This window comes from Bradyrhizobium sp. SMVTL-02 (genome assembly GCF_051853005.1).
Lineage (GTDB): Bacteria > Pseudomonadota > Alphaproteobacteria > Rhizobiales > Xanthobacteraceae > Bradyrhizobium.
Window position 1 is genome coordinate 2369762 of record NZ_CP182469.1, and the last position, 17512, is coordinate 2387273.

A 17512-nucleotide genomic window follows, 5' to 3' on the forward strand; every position below is an offset into this window, starting at 1 on the left:
GAAAGGCCGAATCGCCCGGTAAGCGGCGAGGGGAGGAAAAGGCTGCGATGAAAGACCCCGTGGACGTCCTGATCATCGGCGCCGGCGCATCGGGCGCGGCGGTGGCGTGGTCACTGGCCGAGACCAGGATGCATATTCTCTGCCTCGAGCAGGGCGGCTGGATGAACCCGGCGGAATATCCCAGCACGGGCCGGGACTGGGAGGCCAAGTTCTACGGCGAGTGGTCGTCGAGCCCCAACGTCCGGGGCCGGCCCGAGGACTACCCGATCAACGATGACAATTCGCCGATCAAGGTCGTGAATTACAATGCCGTCGGCGGTTCGACCGTGATGTACACCGCGCACTGGCCGCGGCTGCATCCGTCCGATTTCAAGGTGAAGACGCTCGACGGCGTCGCAGACGACTGGCCGGTCGATTACGACGCGCTGACCCCGTTCTTCGAGGAGAACGACCGCATGATGGGCACGTCGGGGCTCTCAGGCGATCCGCTGTCGCCGTTGACGCATCCGCCGATGCCGCAGCAGCCGATGGGATTGTCCGGCGCGATCATCGGCAAGGCCATGAACAAGCTCGGCTGGCACTGGTGGCCGTCGGACACCACGGTCGCGACCATGGATTATGAGGGCCGGGCGCGCTGCATCAATCTCGGCCATTGCACGCCGGCCTGCGCGCAAGGCGCAAAATCCTCCACCGACATCACCTATTGGCCGCACGCGATCCGCGCCGGCGTCGAGCTGCGCACCCATTGCCGCGTGCGCGAGATCACCACCGACGAGAACGGCATGGCTTCGGGCGTGGTGTACTACGACAAGGACGGTGTCGAGCAGTTTCAGCCCGCGCATGTCGTCATCATCGCCTGCAACGGCGTCGGTACGCCGCGACTGCTGCTGAACTCGGCGTCCTCGCGCTTCCCGAACGGACTTGCCAATTCGTCGGGGCTCGTCGGCAAGAACCTGATGTTCCATCCGTATGCGCAGATCTACGGCTACGTGAACGAGCCGACCGACAGCAATCGCGCACCGCCGACCTGCCTGTGGAGCAAGGAATGGTATGACACCGACCTGTCGCGCGGTTTCGTGCGCGGCTACGGCGTCCAGTTCGTGCGCGGGGCAGGGCCGGTGTTCGAGGCCGTCGTCAGCGAGCAGAAGGGCATTCTGCCCTGGGGCGAGGATCATCATCGCGTCTTCCGCAAGCTCAACGGCCACCGCCTGGGTTTCTCCGCCATTTGCGAGGACCTGCCGGAGGAGCACAATCGCGTCACGCTCGATCCCGTGCTGAAGGACAGCCACGGCATTCCCGCGCCGAAGATCGACTACACGATCTCTGAGAACAGCCGGAAGATGATGGAGCATGCGCTGGCGCGCGGCCGCGAGTTTCTCGAGACGGCGGGTGCGAGCGACATCTGCGTCAACTCGCCGATTCCCTGGGGCGGCTGGCACCTGCTCGGCACGGCGCGGATGGGTACCGACCCCGAGCGCTCCGTCGTCAACGAATGGGGCCGCTCGCACGACGTGAAGAACCTCTTCATCGTCGACGGGAGCATCTTCGTCACCTCCGGCGGCGTGAACCCGACCTCCACCATCCAGGCCCTCGCGCTCTACATCGCCGACCAGATGAAGCAGCGCCTCGCCAATTTGTTCGACTGATCATGATGTGGATCCAAGCGAGCTCCGATCTCGGCGCACCTCTCCCGCTTGCGGGAGCGGTCGGCGCGAAGCGCCGGGTGAGGGTTCTCTCCTCTGGGGGAATCCCTCCGTGAGACACCCTCTCCCCAGCCCTCCCCCGCAAGCGGGGGAGGGAGCCCACCGTCACCTTAGCCGCAACGTTTCGACGCGAGGATGCCATGACTGATCAGCCCACCCTCACGCCGCGGCAGCGCCAGGACTTGCGCGCCATCGCTGCGATGATCATTCCACCGAGCGAGGAATATCGCGTCCCTGGCGCCGATGACGAGATCATCCAGGCCGACATCCTCGCAACCCTCGGCCGGGATACAAGGCCGGTCGTGGCTGCGCTCGACCATCTGGCGCGGCTCGCGGGGATGCCGCTCGCTGACCTCGCGCCCGACGCGCGCGACGGCGTTGCCCAGCAGTTCCGCAGCGCTGGCGGAGTCGCCGCCGCGACCCTCGTTCGCGTCGTCCTGCAATGCTACTACCGCGACGACCGCGTGCTGCGTTCGCTCGGGCTGGAGCTGCGCGCGCCGTTCCCGAAGGGCCATGTGCTTCCGGACGGCGACTGGTCGCTGCTCGATCCGGTCAAGGCAAGGGCAGGCACGCTGCGGCGCGCGCCCTAGCCACTTGGGCAGTCCACTGGGCAGTCCAGCCTTGCGCTCCAGGCGGGTCCTTGCGGTGGAGGGAACAGGCCACCATCTGTGTGAGCCTCAAGGACTCTTGCCATGCTGGATTTCACATCAGATGTCGCCGATGACGCACCGTCATCGCGAACGACAGCGGCCGCCCCGGCTGACGACGGGGCGCTGCTGGACGCCTATTCCAATGCCGTGATCGACGTCACCGACCGCGTCGGCCCTGCGGTCGTGCGCGTCGAGACCGGGCCCAAGGTGCCGAACGGCCGCGAGCGCGGCGGGCTCGGCTCGGGCATCGTGATCTCGCCGGACGGGCTCGTCCTCACCAACAGCCACGTGGTCGGCTCGTCGAAGGAGATCCGGCTGCGCGACGTCGAGGGCCATGTCGGCGATGCCCGGGTGCTCGGCGTCGACCCCGACACCGACCTTGCGCTGCTGCGCGCCAATGGCGTGCGCGACTTGCCCTACGCCGCGCTCGGCAACTCCAAGAGCCTGCGGCGTGGCCAGCTCGTGATCGCGATCGGCAACCCGCTCGGCTTCGAATCGACCGTGACGGCCGGCGTGGTCTCGGCGCTCGGCCGCTCGATCCGCTCGGTCAGCGGCCGCACCATCGAGGACGTGATCCAGACCGATGCCGCGCTCAACCCCGGCAATTCCGGCGGGCCGCTGGTGTCGTCGAATGCCGAGGTGATCGGCATCAACACGGCCATCATCAACGGTGCGCAGGGCATCTGCTTTGCGGTCGCCAGCAACACCGCGCAATTCGTGCTGTCGGAGATCATTCGCCACGGCTATGTCCGCCGCGCCTATATCGGCGTCGCCGGGCAGACCGCGCCGGTGCCACGGCGCCACGCGGTTGTCGCCGGCGTCGAGAACAAGATGGGCGCGCTGCTGATGCAGGTCGAGCCTGACGGCCCCGCGGCGAAGGCGGGTCTGTTGCCCGGCGACGTCGTGATCAGGCTCGACGGCGTGGAGATCAACGGCGTCGACGACCTGATCCGCGTGCTCGACCGCGACCGGATCGGCCGGCGGCTTGTCATGGACGTGCTACGGCTAGGCCGCCTGCGGGCCTTCGATATCGACCCGATCGAGCGCAAACCGCAGCGCTAGCTGCAAGCTTTCGGGCGAGCTATGACGGTGTCATGCCTAGACTCCGGACACCTGCCGCATGATGCCGGCGCACGAGACCTACGACGTCATTGTCATCGGCGCTGGAGCCGGTGGCATGACGGCCGCTGCGGTCGCCGCCGCCGAAGGTCTGCGCGTACTGGTGATCGAGAAGACCGCCTTTGTCGGCGGCACCACCGCCTGGTCCGGCGGCATGGTCTGGATCCCCGCCAATCCCAAGATGAAAGAGGCGGGGCTCTCCGACAGCATCACCGAAGCCGTCCGGTATTTGTCGAACACGGTGCCCGAGCCCGCCAATGCCGGCCTGCGCGCGGCCTTTCTCGCCCGCGGGCCGGAGGCCGTCGCCTGGCTCGAAGCCAACACCGAAGTGCGGCTCCAGCCCGTGACGGTCTATCCGGACTATTATCCGGAGCGGCTGGGCGCGACATCGGGCGGCCGTGTGCTCGAGCCGGTGGCTTTCGACGGCAGGCGGCTGGGCCGGGCTCTCGCACGGCTGCGGCCGCCGCTGCCGGAGTTCATGCTGTTCGGCGGGATGATGGTCAACCGGCTCGACATTCCGCATCTGCGACACGTCGGAAAATCTCTCCGTTCGACCTTGCGCGCGGCGCGGCTGGTTTCCGCATACGCGTTGCAGCGGCTGCGATCGCCGCGCGGCACCACCCTGCATCTCGGCAACGCGCTCGCCGCGCGGCTTTACGCCTCGCTGCTGGCGCGGCAGGTTGAGATCCTCTTCAGCGCAGATGTCGAGGATCTGTCGATGCAGGGCGATCGCGTCGCGGGGGTAGTGATCCGCCATGGCGCCCGTGATCGCCTGATCGCCGCGCGACGTGGCGTGGTGCTGGCGACCGGCGGCTTCTCGCACGACGCTGTTTTGCGCAAACGCTTTTTCCCGTCGGCCGCCGGATTGGTCTCGGCGGCCAATAGAGCAGCCACCGGTGATGGGCTTCGGCTTGCAGTCACGGCCGGCGCCGCGCTCAACACGGACGCGACCAGTCCAGCCTATTGGGTGCCGGCCTCGCTGTTCCGCCGCGCCGACGGCAGCCGCGGCGCGTTCCCGCACATGGTGACCGACCGCGCCAAGCCCGGCGTGATCGCCGTCAACGCCGCGGGTCGACGCTTCGTCAACGAGGCGCTGTCCTACCACGAGTTCGTGCTCGGCATGCTGCGCGATGGCCAGGGCGAGGTGGACCGGCCATTTTACCTCGTCTGCGACCGCGCGTTCCTCTGGGCTTATGGTCTTGGTCGCATCAAGCCGTTCACGCGCAAGATCCGGCGGTATCTGGCGGGCGGTGAACTGGTCGAAGCGCCCGACATCGCGCAACTGGCGGGGAAGATCGGCATCAAGCCATCCAGGCTTTCGGCAACGATTGCGGCCTATAACGAAGGTGCGAAGGAGGGGCGCGATCCCGAATTCGGCCGCGGCAGCACCATCTATCAGCGCCACCTCGGCGACGCCGCTCACAAGCCCAATCCCTGCGTTGCGCCGATCGTCCGCGAGCCGTTCTTCGCGATGCGGATCTATCCCGCCGACCTCGGCACCGCGATCGGCATGAGGGTCGACGCGCAGGCCCGCGTGCTGCGCGAGGACGGCACGCCGATCACGGGCCTCTATGCCTGCGGCAACGACATGGGCTCGATCATGAACGGCAATTGTCCGGGGCCGGGCATCATGCTCGGCCCGGCGCTGACGTTCGGGTATATCGCGGGACGGCATCTGGCGGAGGGGGCGGCGATGGCGTCGAGTGGCGCGAAAGCGTCTGTCTGATAGTTGTCTCCGCCGTATCCACCACCTCCGTCATTGCCAGCGAAGCAATCCAGAATCCTTCCGCGGAGGCAGTCTGGATTGCTTCGTCGCATGAGCGTAAAATTTCTGCGCAATTTGTCGCGAGCTCCTCGCAATGACGGGGAGAGGCTCGCGCCTAACGGCTACTCCGCCGCGGCCGCAAAGCGGCTGTTCTCCAGTTCCGCCTCGAGCCGCGCCTTCTCGGCCGCCGCCAGCTTGATATTGGCTTCCTTGACGTGCCCGAAACCGCGGATCGTTTCCGGCGCGCGCGCGAGCCGTGCCAGCAGCGGGATCTGTTCCGCCTTCAGCCCGGCGACCCGCTGATCGATCATGGCAAAATAATCCTCGATCAGCTTCCGCTCGGTCCGCCGCTCCCGGGTGCGGCCGAACGGATCGAACGCGCCGCCGCGCAGGAATTTGAGCCGGGCCAGCACGCGGAAAGCGAGGATCATCCAGCCGCCGAACTCCTGCTTCTGCAGACGCCCGGTCGCCTTGTCGCGCTTGGCGAAGATCGGAGGTGCAAGGTGGTATTTCAGCGTGAAGTCGCCGTCGAATTTTTCGGACACCTTGTTTGCAAAGCTGCCATCGGTGTAGAGCCGCGCGACTTCGTACTCGTCCTTGTAGGACATCAGCTTGAACAGGTTCTTCGCCACGGCTTCCGTCAACTCGGTGGACGCGGGAGAGGCAGCGCTCTCCGCCTTGCGCACCTTGGCGACCGCAGCGAGGTAGCGGTCGGCGTAGGCCTTGTCCTGATAGCCGGTCAAAAACTCAGCGCGCGTCGCGATGATGTCCTCGAGTGATTTCGCCGGCGCGGACGCCCGGGCCTTGAACTGCAGCACGCTGCGGACCCGCGACATGTCGTGGGCCGCAAGGCGGCCCCAGGTGAAGGCGAGTTTGTTCATCTCGATCGCGGCGCCGTTGATCTCGATGGCGCGGAGCAGGGCCTCCTGCGACAGCGGGATCGCGCCCTTCTGGAAGGCGAAGCCGAGCATGAAGGGATTGGTGGCGATGCTGTCGCCCATCAGCGCGGCGGCAATTCCCGTGGCGTCGATGATGTCGAGGTTCTTGTCGCCGACAGCGTCGCGCAGCACGGTCTGCATCGTGCCCATCTCGAAGTCGAGATCGGGATTCTGCACGAAGCTGGCGGTCGGCTGCAGATCGGCGTTGATATAGGCCTTGGTCACGCCGCGCTCGGCGCGGCTGAGCGCAGTCGGGCCGGCCGAGACGATCATGTCGCAGCCCAGGATGACATCGGCGCCGCCGGCGGTGATGCGCACCGCCGAGATGTCCTCCGGCTTCGGCGCGATGCGCACATGGCTCATCACCGCGCCGTTCTTCTGCGAGAGGCCGGTGAAATCGAGGGCCGTGCAGCCGCGACCATCGACATGGGCGGCCATGCCGAGCAGCGCGCCGATGGTGATGACGCCGGTGCCGCCGATGCCGGTGACGAGGATGTTGTAGGGTCCGTCCAGCTCGCGCGCCTGCGGCAGCGGCAGATCGGCGAACAGCTGGCCGGAATCTACGGCCGAGGTCTTCATCCGCTTCAGCGTGCCGCCATGCACGGTGACGAAGCTCGGGCAAAAACCCTCGACGCAGGAAAAGTCCTTGTTGCAGTTCGACTGGTCGATTTGCCGCTTGCGGCCGAACTCGGTCTCCAGCGGCTGCACCGAGACGCAGTTGGAAGCCTGCGAGCAGTCGCCGCAGCCTTCGCAGACCAGCTCGTTGATGAAACCGCGCTTGGCGGGATCGGGATAGAGGCCGCGCTTGCGGCGGCGGCGCTTTTCAGCGGCGCAGGTCTGGTCGTAGATGATGACCGTGAGGCCCTTGATGTCGCGCAGCTCGCGCTGCACGGCATCGAGCTCGCGGCGGTGATGGATGGTCGCACCTTGCGGGAAGTAGTTGCCCTCGGGGTATTTCGAGGGATCGTCGGAGACGATCGCAAGCCGCTTGACGCCTTCGGCCCAGACCTGATGCGCGATCTGCGCGACGTTGAAGCTGCCCTCGGCCGGCTGTCCGCCAGTCATCGCGACGGCGTCGTTGTAGAGGATCTTGTAGGTGATGTTGATGCCGGCAGCGGAGGCAGCACGGAGCGCCAGCAGGCCGGAATGAGTGTAGGTGCCGTCACCGAGATTCTGGAAAATGTGCTTCTCGGTGGTGAAAGGCGACTGGCCGATCCAGTTCACGCCCTCGGCGCCCATATGCGAGATCAGGTCGGTTCGGCGGGTCGGCATGCTCAGGGCCATGCCGTGGCAGCCGATGCCGGCCATGGCGCGGCTTCCTTCCGGCACGCGCGTCGAGGAATTGTGCGGGCAGCCCGAGCAGAAGAACGGCGTGCGCGCCAGCTTGATCGGCGCGCTCGCGGTGACCGGATTGTCGAACGCCTCGAGCCGGGCGAGGCGCTGCTCCAGCACCGGGCTGTGATGGCCGAGCTTGCGCAGCCGCGCGACGAGGGCGGAGGCAACGATCGTCGGCGTCAGCTCGCCTTCGCTTGGCAAGAGCGGCGCGCCGCGCTCGTCGCGCTTGCCGGTGACGGTCGGTCGCTTTGAAGCATCGGTGTTGTAGAGGATGCGCATCAGCTGGTCTTCGATGAAGCCGCGCTTCTCCTCGACCACCAGCACGTCCTGCAGACCTTCGGCGAAACGCTTCGCGCCGCTTTCCTCCAGCGGCCAAGTCAGCGCGACCTTGTAGATGCGAAGGCCGAGATCCTGCGCGTCCTTGTCGGTAATGCCGAGATCAGCGAGGGCCTGGCGCAGATCGAGATAGGCCTTGCCGGTCGCGACGATGCCGAGCCTTGCGGGCTTGGAATCGAGCACGATGCGGTCGAGCTGGTTGGCGCGGGCGAAGGCCTGCACCGCCTCCATCTTCGGCCCGAACAGGCGTCTTTCGGCTTCCAGCGGCGGATCGGGCCAGCGGATGTTGAGGCCGCCGGGCGGCATCTCGAAATCATCGGGCAGCTTGATCTGGATGCGCTCGGGGTCGCTGTCAATCGAGGCCGAGCTCTCGACGGTCTCGCTGATCGCCTTGAAGCCGACCCAGCAGCCGGAGAAGCGCGACAGCGCGAAACCGTAGAGCCCAAGATCGAGATAATCCTGGAGCGTGGCCGGATTGATCACGGGAATCAGCGCCGCTGCAAACACCTGCTCGCTCTGATGCGCCAGCGTAGAGGACTGGCAGCCATGGTCGTCGCCGGCGAGCGCCAGCACGCCGCCATTGAGCGAGGTGCCGGCCGCGTTGGCATGCTTGAGCGCATCGACCGAGCGGTCGACCCCGGGGCCCTTGCCGTACCAGATGCCGAACACGCCATCGACCTTGGCGCCGGGGAACAGGCCGACCTGCTGGCTGCCCCAGACCGCGGTTGCCGCGAGGTCCTCGTTCAGTCCCGGGACGAAGGCGATGTCCTGCTGTTGCAGGAAAGACTTCGCGCGCCACAGCGCGTGGTCGTACATGCCGAGCGGGGAACCGCGATAGCCGGAGATGAAGCCGCCGGTGTTGAGACCCTGGAGCCGGTCGCGTTCGCGCTGCAACATGGGCAGGCGGACCAGGGCCTGCGTGCCGGACAGGAATATCCGCTTTGATTCGAGCCGGTATTTGTCGTTCAGCTCGACCTGCATCAGCGTCATCTCAGGAGTCCTTGTCGTCGTGGCTCGGCGGGGATTTTGCGCCGCGGAAAAAGGTGCGGGCGTGCGAAGCGGGACTTGCCAGTCAAAAGCATGGACCACCGAAGTCAATATCGCTGGCCGCATCCGTGGCGGTCCTGTTAGTCATGGCTGGCTGTGGAGAAAAAGCCATGACTGCAAACGCGTTCGAGACCGAGATCACCGAGACAGCGGAGGCGCTGATCGGTCCGTGGCGCAAGCCGCGTCAGATGCTGCAGGCGCAAACTTACGATGCGCACGCCTCCATCCATGACGATGCCACCGCGCAGAAGCTGGGCTTCAAGGGCGGCACCATCGAAGGCCCGACGCATTTCAGCCAGTTCGCCCCGCTCGGCGCACGGCTCTGGGGCCAAGCCTGGTTCGAGAGCGGCTGCCTGTCCGCGCATTACCGCAGCGTCTGCTACGAAGGCGAGGAGGTGCAGGCGATCCTGTCCAAGCCATTGCCGGGCACAAGCCAGAGCCAAATTCAGATGATCAAGCGGGACGGCACCGAGGTGCTGCGCGGGACGGCCTCGGTTGGTGAACCGCATGTCCAAACCGCGCTCGAAGCGCGTCTCACCGAACTCAAACCGCTTGCCGATCCCGTCATTCTGCGCGACGTCAAGGTGGCGCAGACCGGCAGGCGGCAGACGGTGCGGATGGCGTTCGACCAGAACATGGGCGACCTCTATCCGTTCTCCCTCAGGCAGAAGCTCGCCGTCATCACCGAGAGCTCGCCGTACTATTCGGGCGCCGACAATCCTTCTTCAAATCCTTGGCGCAAGCCGATCATCCCGATGGAGATGCTGAGCGTGCTGTTCCAGTACCGCTCCAAGGAGGATCCGTTGCGGGCCAAGGGACCGGCCGTCGGCCTGTTCGCGGACCAGGAGATCCGGCTGGTGAAGGGCCCGCTCTTCGTCGACGAGGAGTACGAAGTCGAGCGCGAAGTGGTCGCGCTCTCCGGCAGCCGTCGCACCGAAAGCGCCTGGGTGAAGACACGCGTGTTCGACAAGGCCGGCTCGATGGTCGCGACCATGCTGCTGAACATGGCGACGCTGAAGGATTCCTATGCGCCGTATGATGAGGAGCATCGGCGGCTGTATGGGGCGGGGCGGTAGGCACGAGCCGGAGTTTCTTCGCCTCTCCCCGCTTTTGCGAGGCCGGATTGCATCGAAGATGCCATCCGGGTGAGGGGGGACCCTCCGCGAGTCCATTTGTCACTGTCATTGCGGAAGCAGCCCCTCACCCCAACCCTCTCCCCGTAAGAACGTTGAGAGGGAGAAGAGAGAGCGTCGCCCGGAGCAATGAGGGCGCAGCCTCCCCGCTCATCATCTAGGCAAATGCACGTCGCAAAGTCGTCGCACAGGGAATAAGCAGACGATGATCGCCGACGTAACCGTCTGACTAAACAGCAAATTCGTTCGCCGCCCGCGCTCCCCCACTATTGTACACAATGGCACGGCGCTTGCAGAACTCTCCGCAAAGAGAGTTCTCGCGGGGGCCTGCGTCATGTTGAACTCAGCCAAGCCGATGCCGGGCGTCATCAGCGCCGAGCCCGAGCCGATCAAGCTCGACTGGCCCGCCACCGCGCTCCTCATCATCGACATGCAGCGCGATTTCATGGAGCCCGGTGGCTTCGGCGAGACGCTCGGCAACGACGTCAGCCAGCTCGCGCGCGCGGTGAAGCCGATCGGCGCGGTGCTGAAGGCGGCGCGCGACAACGGCATGCTGGTGATCCACACCCGCGAGGGCCATCTGCCTGACCTTTCCGATGCGCCGTCGGCAAAGCTCGAGCGCGGCGCGCCGAGCCTTCGCATCGGCGATCCCGGCCCGATGGGCCGCATCCTCATTCGCGGCGAGGCCGGCCACGACATCATCCCCGAGCTCTATCCCCTCGACAGCGAGGTCGTGATCGACAAGCCCGGCAAGGGCGCGTTCTACGCCACCGAGCTCACGGACGTGCTGGAGAAATACGGCATCGAGAATCTTCTGGTGTGCGGCGTCACGACGGAAGTGTGCGTCAACACCACGGTGCGCGAGGCCAATGACCGCGGCTACCGCTGCGTCGTCATCTCGGACGGCTGCGCATCCTACTTCCCGGAGTTTCACGAGATGGGCCTGAAGATGATCAAGGCCCAGGGCGGCATCTTCGGTTGGGTCGCGGACTCAGCCGCAGTTCTGGAGGCAATGAAAGTTTCGACCACATAGGGGTATTATCATGAGCGCATTGACGGGGACGGCCGGTAAATCTGATCTGAGCAAGTCCGAGTTCAAGCCGGCGTTGTGGACATCGGGCGACTGGAACGCGTTCTTCGGCTTCGGCACCAACATCCTCGTCAACATGCTCGTGCTCACGGGCCTGTTGCGCTTCGTCTTGAAGATGCCCGACAGCCTCGTGTTCGGCCGCATGCTGCCCGCGCTCGGGCTGATGATGTGCCTCTCCACCTTCTATTATGCGTATCTCGCCTACCGTCTCGCGCAGAAGACCGGCCGCAACGACGTCTGCGCGCTGCCCTCGGGCGTCAGCGTTCCGCACATGTTCATCGTCACCTTCGTGATCATGCTGCCGATCACGCTGAAGACCGGCGATCCGCTCAAGGGCTGGTCGGCCGGCCTCGTCTGGGTGTTCTTCCAGAGCTTCATCCTGATGATCGGCGGCTTCATTGCGCCCTTCATCCGCAAGATCACGCCGCGCGCGGCGCTGCTCGGCACGCTCGCCGGCGTCTCCGTCACCTTCATCTCGATGCGGCCGGCGCTCGAGATGTACATGACGCCGCAGATCGGCCTCGTCTGCTTCGCCATCATCCTGCTTAGCTGGTTCGGCGGCGTGAAGTACTGGCGCGGCATTCCCGCAGGCCTCGTCGCCATCGCCGCCGGCATGATCATCGCCTGGGGCTCCAATTTGTTCGGGCTCGGCCTCGGCGGCCTGAGCATCGCCGGTGTTGGCGCGGCTTTCGCCAATTTCGGCTTCTCGGTGCCGATTCCCGCCGTGGGCTACGTCTTCTCGGGCTTCGAGTTCCTCGGCATCATCCTGGTCACCGCCATTCCTTTCGGCATCTACGACCTCGTCGAGGCCATGGACAATGTCGAGAGCGCGGAAGCCGCGGGCGACGAATACCCGACCACGCGGGTGCTGACGGCCGACGGCGTCGTCAGCCTGATCGGCTGCCTGATGGGCAACCCCTTCATCAACGCCGTCTATATCGGCCATCCCGGCTGGAAGGCGATGGGCGGCCGTATCGGTTACTCGGCTGCGACCGGCATCATGGTGGTGGTGCTGGCCTGGTTCGGCATCATCTCGGTGCTGCTGGCGCTGGTGCCTGTCGTCGCGATCTCGCCGATCCTGCTCTATATCGGCATGCTGATCGGCGCGCAGGCGTTCCAGACCACGCCGGTCAAGCACGCGCCCGCGATCGTGCTGGCGCTGACGCCGCATCTGGCCGCCTGGGCCAAGCTCCAGATCGACACCATGCTGGCCTCGACCATGACGGCGGCGGCAACCGTCGGCGGCATGGCGGCCGACAAGGCCGACGCGGTCAAGACGGCTGCGGTGGCCGCGCTGCCGCAGCAGGGCGTGTTCTATCACGGCCTCGAGGTGATGGGCGGCGGCTCCATCCTCGGCGGCCTCATCTTAGGCGCGATCGGCGTCTTCATCATCGAGCGCGACTTCGAGAAGGCCTCGGCGTTTGCTCTGGTCGGTGCTGTGCTCACCTATTTCGGCTTCATGCATGGCGAAGCCGTCGGCATCGGCGGCGGCTTCGGCGTCACGCCCGCGGTGGCGTTAGCCTATGCCGTGATGGCCGCAGGCCTGTTCGCAGCCAGCAAACTCGGCACCACCGAGAACTACGCCGCGCATCCGGAGATGCACGCGGCGCCAGCGGAGTAGGGAAGCGACATATCGATTGGGCCGGGCGGCGAGAGCTGCCCGGCCGCCTCACTTGTTATCCGCCCTTCACGGCCCCCGCCGTCAGCCCCGCCACGATCTGCCGCTGGGCCATGACCGTTAGAAGCAGCACCGGGAAGGTGACGATGAGCGCGGCGGCGGCCAGCGGACCCCAGCTCAACTGGTCGAACGAGATCATGTTGTAGACCGCAACGGGCAGCGTGCGCGTCTCGCGCCCCGCCAGCACGATGCCGAACACGAAATTGTTCCAGGAGAAGATCACGGCGAGGATGAAGGCGACGGCGATGCCGGGCCTCGCGATGGGCAGCGCGACGTGCCGAAACACCTGCCAGCGGCCGGCGCCGTCGATGAGTGCGGCTTCTTCCAGCTCCATCGGCGTCGTTTCGAAATAGCCGATCATGATCCAGATCACGATCGGCACGGTGACGACGAGATGGATGATGATCTGCGGCACCAACGTGCCGAGCAGGCCGAGCCACTGGAACAGCAGGAACAGCGGGATCAGGTAGGACAGGCCCGGCGTGATGCGGGCGATCAGGATCACGATCGCGGATTTATGCGCGGCCATGCGCGCGATGCCGTAACCGGCGGGGACGCCGACGAGCAGCGCCAGCACGGTCGCACTGCCGGTGACGATCAGGCTGTTCATGAAATAGGTCAGGAAGCGGTTGGAGGCGAGTACGTCGGCATAGTTCTTCCAGGCGATGCGATCCGGAAAGAACACCGGCGGGTAGGCGGCGTTGTCGACCTCGAACTTGAGCGACAGCGAGATCATCCAGAGGAAGAACAGGATTGCCGGCGAGACGATGACGAACACGGAGAGCCACAGGCCGATTCTGCCGATGATCTGACGGGGTGTCATGCGCCGCTCGCGATTTCGGTCCACAGCATGCGCTGGCGGGCGTAGAGCATCACCGCCGCAAGCAGGACAATCAGCAGGAAGAAAACGACTGCGATCGCCGAGCCGTAGCCGAGGTCGTAATAGGTGAAGGCGACGCTGTAGAGATAGATGTTGATGGTCTCCGACGCCGAGCCAGGTCCGCCCTGCGTGATCGCAAAGATGATGTCGAAGCTCTTCACCGCGTCGATCATGCGGATCATGCCGGCTATGAACAGGAATGGCATGATCAACGGCAGCGTGATGAAGCGGAACACCTGCCAGAAGCTGGCGCCGTCGATCTGCGCGCTCTCGTAAGGCTCGGTCGGGATCGCGGCGAGGCCGCCGAGCACGATCAGCATCACCAGCGGCGTCCATTGCCAGGTCTCGACCAGCACAAGGGAGGGGATCACGGTTGCGGGGTGGAAGACCCAGAGCTGTGCGGGAATCCCGACCAGCGAGAGCAGATAGTTCAGCACGCCGAGCTGCGGGTGGAACATCATGGTCCACACCAGCGCGATCGCCACCGGCGTCGCCATCATCGGCATGATGAAGACGCCGCGCAGAAAGCCGCGGCCGGCGAAGTTCTGGTGAAACACCACGGCCGAGAGCGTGCCGAGAATCAGCGGCAGCACCACCGACAGCACGGTGTAGACCAGCGTGTGGCCGACCGCCTCGAGAAAGCGCGGATCGCTGGTGAGCCGCAGATAGTTGGAGAACCCGACGAAGGTCGTCGGCGAGCCGACCTTCCACTCGTTCAGGCTCATCCAGATGGTGAAGACCCACGGGAAGATGATGATGGCGAGCAGGACGACCAGCGCCGGCACCACGAACGGCCAGTAGGATGGCGGCCGCAGCTCCCTCTCCGGCGCGGCATCTGACCGTGCCGCGGCCGGAGTCGATTGTGTCAACGCACTCACGCCTTTTCGCTGCGCTCCAGGATCGGCCGATACTGCTCGTGAGCCTTCTTCAACTCGGCTGCGGGATCGGCGCCTGACAGGGTCGAGGTGAGCGCCGCGCCCACGAGATCGCGGAACTCGGCGACCGGAATCACGACGGGCAGGCCGAGCTTGCTGATTTTGGCGGAGTCGATCACCGATTGCAGCCACTCCTTGGGCATCTTCACGCCGCTCTGGATCTCGGGATCGTTCAGGATCGAGTTGCGGAACGGCACGCCGCCGCCAGCCTGCAGCAGCCGCGCGCCCTGCTTCTTCGAGACCACCCATTGGCAGAGCAGATAGGCGGCTTCCTTGTTCTTGCTCGCTGCCGCGATGCCGATACCGTCGCCGTAGGTGGCCGAATATTGCCCCTTCGGCCCGGCCGGCACGACAGTGTAGCCGACCTTGCCGACCACGCGTGACGCCGCGGGATCCTCCAGCGGCGGCGCCCAGCCGACGCCGTCGATCCACATCGCGGAGCGGCCCTGCGTGAACGAAGCCATCGACTCCATCCAGTTGAAGCCGGCGACGCCGGGCGGGGCGACCTTGGTCAGCAGCGTCTGATAGAGCTTCGTCGCCGCGATCGCTTCCGGGCCATCAGTCAGGATGTTGCCCGTGGCATCCAGGAATTCGCCGCCATAGTTGAGGAAGAAGTTGGTCCACAACGTCATGTTGGCGTTGCGCAGGCCCCGTCCGACGAAGCCGTAGGTGCCGTCCTTGGGGTCGGTGAGTTTTTCGGCAGCCGCGACCATCTCGTCGAACGTCTTGGGCACCGCGACGCCCTTCTTCTCGAACAGCTCCTTGTTGTAGTACAGGATGAAATAGTCCACCGACCACGGCAGCGACAGCATCTGCCCCTTGGCGTTCTTGGCATATTGCAGGCCGGCGGCCGAGAAGTCGCTCTCGACGAGATCCGGCGCGGTCAGCGTCGGATCCTTCATGTAGGGCGTCATGTCGGCGAGCCAGCCGGCCTTCTCGAACTGGCGCTTCTGCACGTGATAGCTGAGATGCACCACGTCGAAGCTCGGCCGGCCCGAGGTGAGCTCGATCACGACCTTCTGCCGCTGCTGCTGCTCGGGAATCTGCTCGGACTCGACCTGGATGCCGGTGAGCTCGGTGAACTCCTTGATGTTCTTTTGCAGGTTGTCGCCGCGCGGGCCCTTGGCGAGGATCACCTCCAGCTTGGTGCCGGCGTATTTCTTCCAGTTGACCTCGGCGCGTGCCGGCAGGCCGGTCAGGCTGAGCGCACCGGCCGCGGCGGTGCCTTTCAGCAGCGTGCGGCGCGAGATATTGTGGTTGGCCAATGCAGTCCCTCCCTCTGATTCATCTACTTTGGAAGGGATACTAGCGGCCGTACCACGCCTGCCTAGCCCTAATCTAGCATCAGGGACGTACGGCCGGCGTCTCCATCGGCATGCCGCGCGCCCGCGACATCAGGTACAGTTCGAGCGCGACCAGTTCGGGCGAGCCGTAATCATAGGCCTGGGCGCGGACGCCGCTCATGCAGCTGCGCAGCCGCCGCTCCAGCGATCCCAGGGTCTGCCATTCCAGCCGATAGAGAGGATAGCCCGTCGCTTGTCCCTGCGTGATCGGTGCGCCCGCGAGCTTCTTGTCGAAGTTGTCGTCGTGGCAATTGGTGCAAGCGAGGTTGAGCTGGCCTTCACGCTTCATAAAGAGGTCGCGACCCTGGTCGACGAAGGGTGTCAGTTGCGGATCGTCGCCGGCCGCGATCGGAACGCCACGCGACTGGTGCGCGACATAAGCCGATAAAGCGAGCAGGTCGCGGCCCTCGTAAGGTAGCGGCGTTGCCTGCTGGTGGTTGGCTCGGCAGGTATTGATCCGCTGGTCGAGCGTGACCGGGCGGCCGAGCTGCTTGTCGAAGGCGGGGTAACGCGCCGCGACGCCCTTCATGCTGCTGCGCGCATCGCCATGGCAATCAGCGCAGGCTTTGCCGGCGTCACCCATCCTCTTGCCCCAGAGCGCCTCGCCGTCGAGCACGAACAGCATGCCTGGATTGGAGGTGTCGTCGTCCTGCATCGCGCGCGTTTCTGGCCCCATGAACGAATAGCCGGAGCGGCGCGCATCGGGCGGAATCTCTCCGGCGAGCAGGGCGGGGCCCGTGACGAGCAGCATCGCCGCTATCGCGCGCCAAACAATCATTCGACCGTGATCGATGCGAAGGCGGTGGATGAATAGCCGTTGTCGCCGATCCATTCGAACTCGAACTTGCCGCTCTCCTTCGCGACGGTGAAGAACGACAGATAGGGATTCGCGGCGATCGCCGGAAACAGGTCGGCGCGGAAGATCTCTGCGCCGTTGTAGCGGCAGGTGAAGCTCGTGATGATGTCGCGCGGCACAAGTTCGCCGGCCGCGGTGTGGCGGAAGCCGGTCTCCATGATGTGCGAGGTCAGGGTCCGGATCTCGATGACGTCGCCCCGTTTGGCCCTGGCCGGGACGTTGATGAGTGCGGCCATCAGTTCATCTCCTCGGTGCAGGCGGCCAGCGTCACGACCACGTCGGCCATCACCTGCCAGAAGGTATCGTCGGAGAGGCGCGCGATCGCCACGACCTTCTGGGTGTCGGCGAGCCGGATCCGGGTCGAGACCTGGGCGCGACCGGAGGAGGGATTGAGATAGAAGTTGCCGATGCTCGGTTGCGGGTTCTTCTCGTTGAAAACGTGGATGCTCTTGACGTAGTCGCTTGCCGTCATCGGGCTCGTGACGCTCACCGTCATCGGCACGGTGTTGCCGTTCTCGACCAGCGGCGGGATGTCGAGCTTCACCTTGCCGGTACGAATCGGTGCCTCGCCGACGACGTTGCGGATCGCGGCGGTAAGCATCGCAGGCGTCGCCTCGAGCGGCCGCAGCGTGACGATGGGGACCGTCCCGGCAACCGTGGCACCTCCGGCAAGGCTCAAAAATTGTCGTCGCGTGGTCGGCATG

Annotated in this window: 14 protein-coding genes; 7 read left to right on the forward strand and 7 right to left on the reverse strand. The window is 65.4% G+C overall.

What is annotated here, in order from left to right; all coding sequences use genetic code 11:
• Positions 1-47 precede the first annotated feature (47 nt).
• The 4 genes from ACNJYB_RS11085 (at position 48) to ACNJYB_RS11100 (ending at position 5198) form a co-directional block, all read left to right on the forward strand.
• Positions 48-1646 (forward strand): GMC family oxidoreductase, encoded by a 1599-nt coding sequence (locus ACNJYB_RS11085; RefSeq protein WP_439373987.1) that lies wholly within the window; start codon positions 48-50, stop codon positions 1644-1646.
• Positions 1647-1843: 197 nt separating this feature from the next.
• Positions 1844-2293: a hypothetical protein gene (locus tag ACNJYB_RS11090; protein ID WP_439373988.1), complete on the forward strand. Its 450-nt coding sequence runs from the start codon at positions 1844-1846 to the stop codon at positions 2291-2293.
• A 102-nt stretch (positions 2294-2395) separates the two neighbouring features.
• Entirely contained in the window at positions 2396-3415 is a 1020-nt protein-coding gene (locus tag ACNJYB_RS11095) for a S1C family serine protease (RefSeq protein ID WP_439373989.1), read from the forward strand.
• 58 nt (positions 3416-3473) lie between these two features.
• Positions 3474-5198, forward strand: a complete 1725-nt coding sequence (locus tag ACNJYB_RS11100) for an FAD-dependent oxidoreductase (protein WP_439373990.1) — start codon at positions 3474-3476, stop codon at positions 5196-5198.
• 161 nt (positions 5199-5359) lie between these two features.
• Here ACNJYB_RS11100 and ACNJYB_RS11105 read toward each other — a convergent pair whose 3' ends face one another.
• Positions 5360-8836, reverse strand: coding sequence for an indolepyruvate ferredoxin oxidoreductase family protein (locus tag ACNJYB_RS11105; RefSeq protein ID WP_439373991.1), 3477 nt, complete (start codon positions 8834-8836; stop codon positions 5360-5362).
• Positions 8837-9003: 167 nt separating this feature from the next.
• Here ACNJYB_RS11105 and ACNJYB_RS11110 point away from each other — a divergent pair, with 167 nt between their 5' ends.
• The 3 genes from ACNJYB_RS11110 (at position 9004) to ACNJYB_RS11120 (ending at position 12737) form a co-directional block, all read left to right on the forward strand.
• On the forward strand, positions 9004-9969 hold the full coding sequence (locus tag ACNJYB_RS11110) for a hypothetical protein (RefSeq protein ID WP_439373992.1): 966 nt from the start codon (positions 9004-9006) through the stop codon (positions 9967-9969).
• Positions 9970-10360: 391 nt separating this feature from the next.
• Positions 10361-11059, forward strand: coding sequence for a cysteine hydrolase family protein (locus tag ACNJYB_RS11115; RefSeq protein ID WP_439373993.1), 699 nt, complete (start codon positions 10361-10363; stop codon positions 11057-11059).
• Positions 11060-11069: 10 nt separating this feature from the next.
• The gene (locus ACNJYB_RS11120; protein WP_439373994.1) at positions 11070-12737 is read left to right on the forward strand and encodes a regulator; all 1668 of its coding nucleotides are present in this window, start codon (positions 11070-11072) and stop codon (positions 12735-12737) included.
• Between the two features lie 55 nt (positions 12738-12792).
• On the opposite strand, the gene ACNJYB_RS11125 is transcribed toward ACNJYB_RS11120, so the two are convergent.
• From ACNJYB_RS11125 to ACNJYB_RS11150, 6 genes are all read right to left on the reverse strand, one after another.
• On the reverse strand, positions 12793-13617 hold the full coding sequence (locus tag ACNJYB_RS11125) for a carbohydrate ABC transporter permease (RefSeq protein WP_439373995.1): 825 nt from the start codon (positions 13615-13617) through the stop codon (positions 12793-12795).
• Entirely contained in the window at positions 13614-14552 is a 939-nt protein-coding gene (locus tag ACNJYB_RS11130; protein WP_439373996.1) for a carbohydrate ABC transporter permease, read from the reverse strand. Before ACNJYB_RS11130 ends, ACNJYB_RS11125 begins: the two co-directional genes overlap by 4 nt.
• The gene (locus ACNJYB_RS11135; protein WP_439373997.1) at positions 14549-15874 is read right to left on the reverse strand and encodes an ABC transporter substrate-binding protein; all 1326 of its coding nucleotides are present in this window, start codon (positions 15872-15874) and stop codon (positions 14549-14551) included. The genes ACNJYB_RS11130 and ACNJYB_RS11135 overlap by 4 nt, the downstream gene beginning before the upstream one ends.
• 79 nt (positions 15875-15953) lie before the next feature.
• A complete protein-coding gene (soxA, locus tag ACNJYB_RS11140) occupies positions 15954-16730 on the reverse strand; it encodes a sulfur oxidation c-type cytochrome SoxA (RefSeq protein ID WP_439373998.1) in 777 nt (258 codons plus the stop codon).
• Positions 16727-17044, reverse strand: a complete 318-nt coding sequence (gene soxZ / locus ACNJYB_RS11145; protein ID WP_439373999.1) for a thiosulfate oxidation carrier complex protein SoxZ — start codon at positions 17042-17044, stop codon at positions 16727-16729. Before soxZ ends, soxA begins: the two co-directional genes overlap by 4 nt.
• Positions 17044-17511, reverse strand: a complete 468-nt coding sequence (locus ACNJYB_RS11150) for a SoxY-related AACIE arm protein (RefSeq protein WP_439374000.1) — start codon at positions 17509-17511, stop codon at positions 17044-17046. The genes soxZ and ACNJYB_RS11150 overlap by 1 nt, the downstream gene beginning before the upstream one ends.
• Between the last annotated feature and the right edge of the window lies 1 nt (position 17512).

Excerpts from the sequence above, each read along its gene's own strand:
- soxZ (WP_439373999.1), bottom strand. The coding sequence starts at position 17,044 with ATGGCCGCACTCATCAACGTCCCGGCCAGGGCCAAACGGGGCGACGTC.
- ACNJYB_RS11095 (WP_439373989.1), top strand. The coding sequence starts at position 2,396 with ATGCTGGATTTCACATCAGATGTCGCCGATGACGCACCGTCATCGCGA.
- ACNJYB_RS11100 (WP_439373990.1), top strand. The coding sequence starts at position 3,474 with ATGATGCCGGCGCACGAGACCTACGACGTCATTGTCATCGGCGCTGGA.
- ACNJYB_RS11090 (WP_439373988.1), top strand. The coding sequence starts at position 1,844 with ATGACTGATCAGCCCACCCTCACGCCGCGGCAGCGCCAGGACTTGCGC.
- ACNJYB_RS11125 (WP_439373995.1), bottom strand. The coding sequence starts at position 13,617 with ATGACACCCCGTCAGATCATCGGCAGAATCGGCCTGTGGCTCTCCGTG.
- soxA (WP_439373998.1), bottom strand. The coding sequence starts at position 16,730 with ATGATTGTTTGGCGCGCGATAGCGGCGATGCTGCTCGTCACGGGCCCC.
- ACNJYB_RS11120 (WP_439373994.1), top strand. The coding sequence starts at position 11,070 with ATGAGCGCATTGACGGGGACGGCCGGTAAATCTGATCTGAGCAAGTCC.
- ACNJYB_RS11150 (WP_439374000.1), bottom strand. The coding sequence starts at position 17,511 with ATGCCGACCACGCGACGACAATTTTTGAGCCTTGCCGGAGGTGCCACG.
- ACNJYB_RS11110 (WP_439373992.1), top strand. The coding sequence starts at position 9,004 with ATGACTGCAAACGCGTTCGAGACCGAGATCACCGAGACAGCGGAGGCG.
- ACNJYB_RS11115 (WP_439373993.1), top strand. The coding sequence starts at position 10,361 with ATGTTGAACTCAGCCAAGCCGATGCCGGGCGTCATCAGCGCCGAGCCC.
- ACNJYB_RS11105 (WP_439373991.1), bottom strand. The coding sequence starts at position 8,836 with ATGACGCTGATGCAGGTCGAGCTGAACGACAAATACCGGCTCGAATCA.
- ACNJYB_RS11085 (WP_439373987.1), top strand. The coding sequence starts at position 48 with ATGAAAGACCCCGTGGACGTCCTGATCATCGGCGCCGGCGCATCGGGC.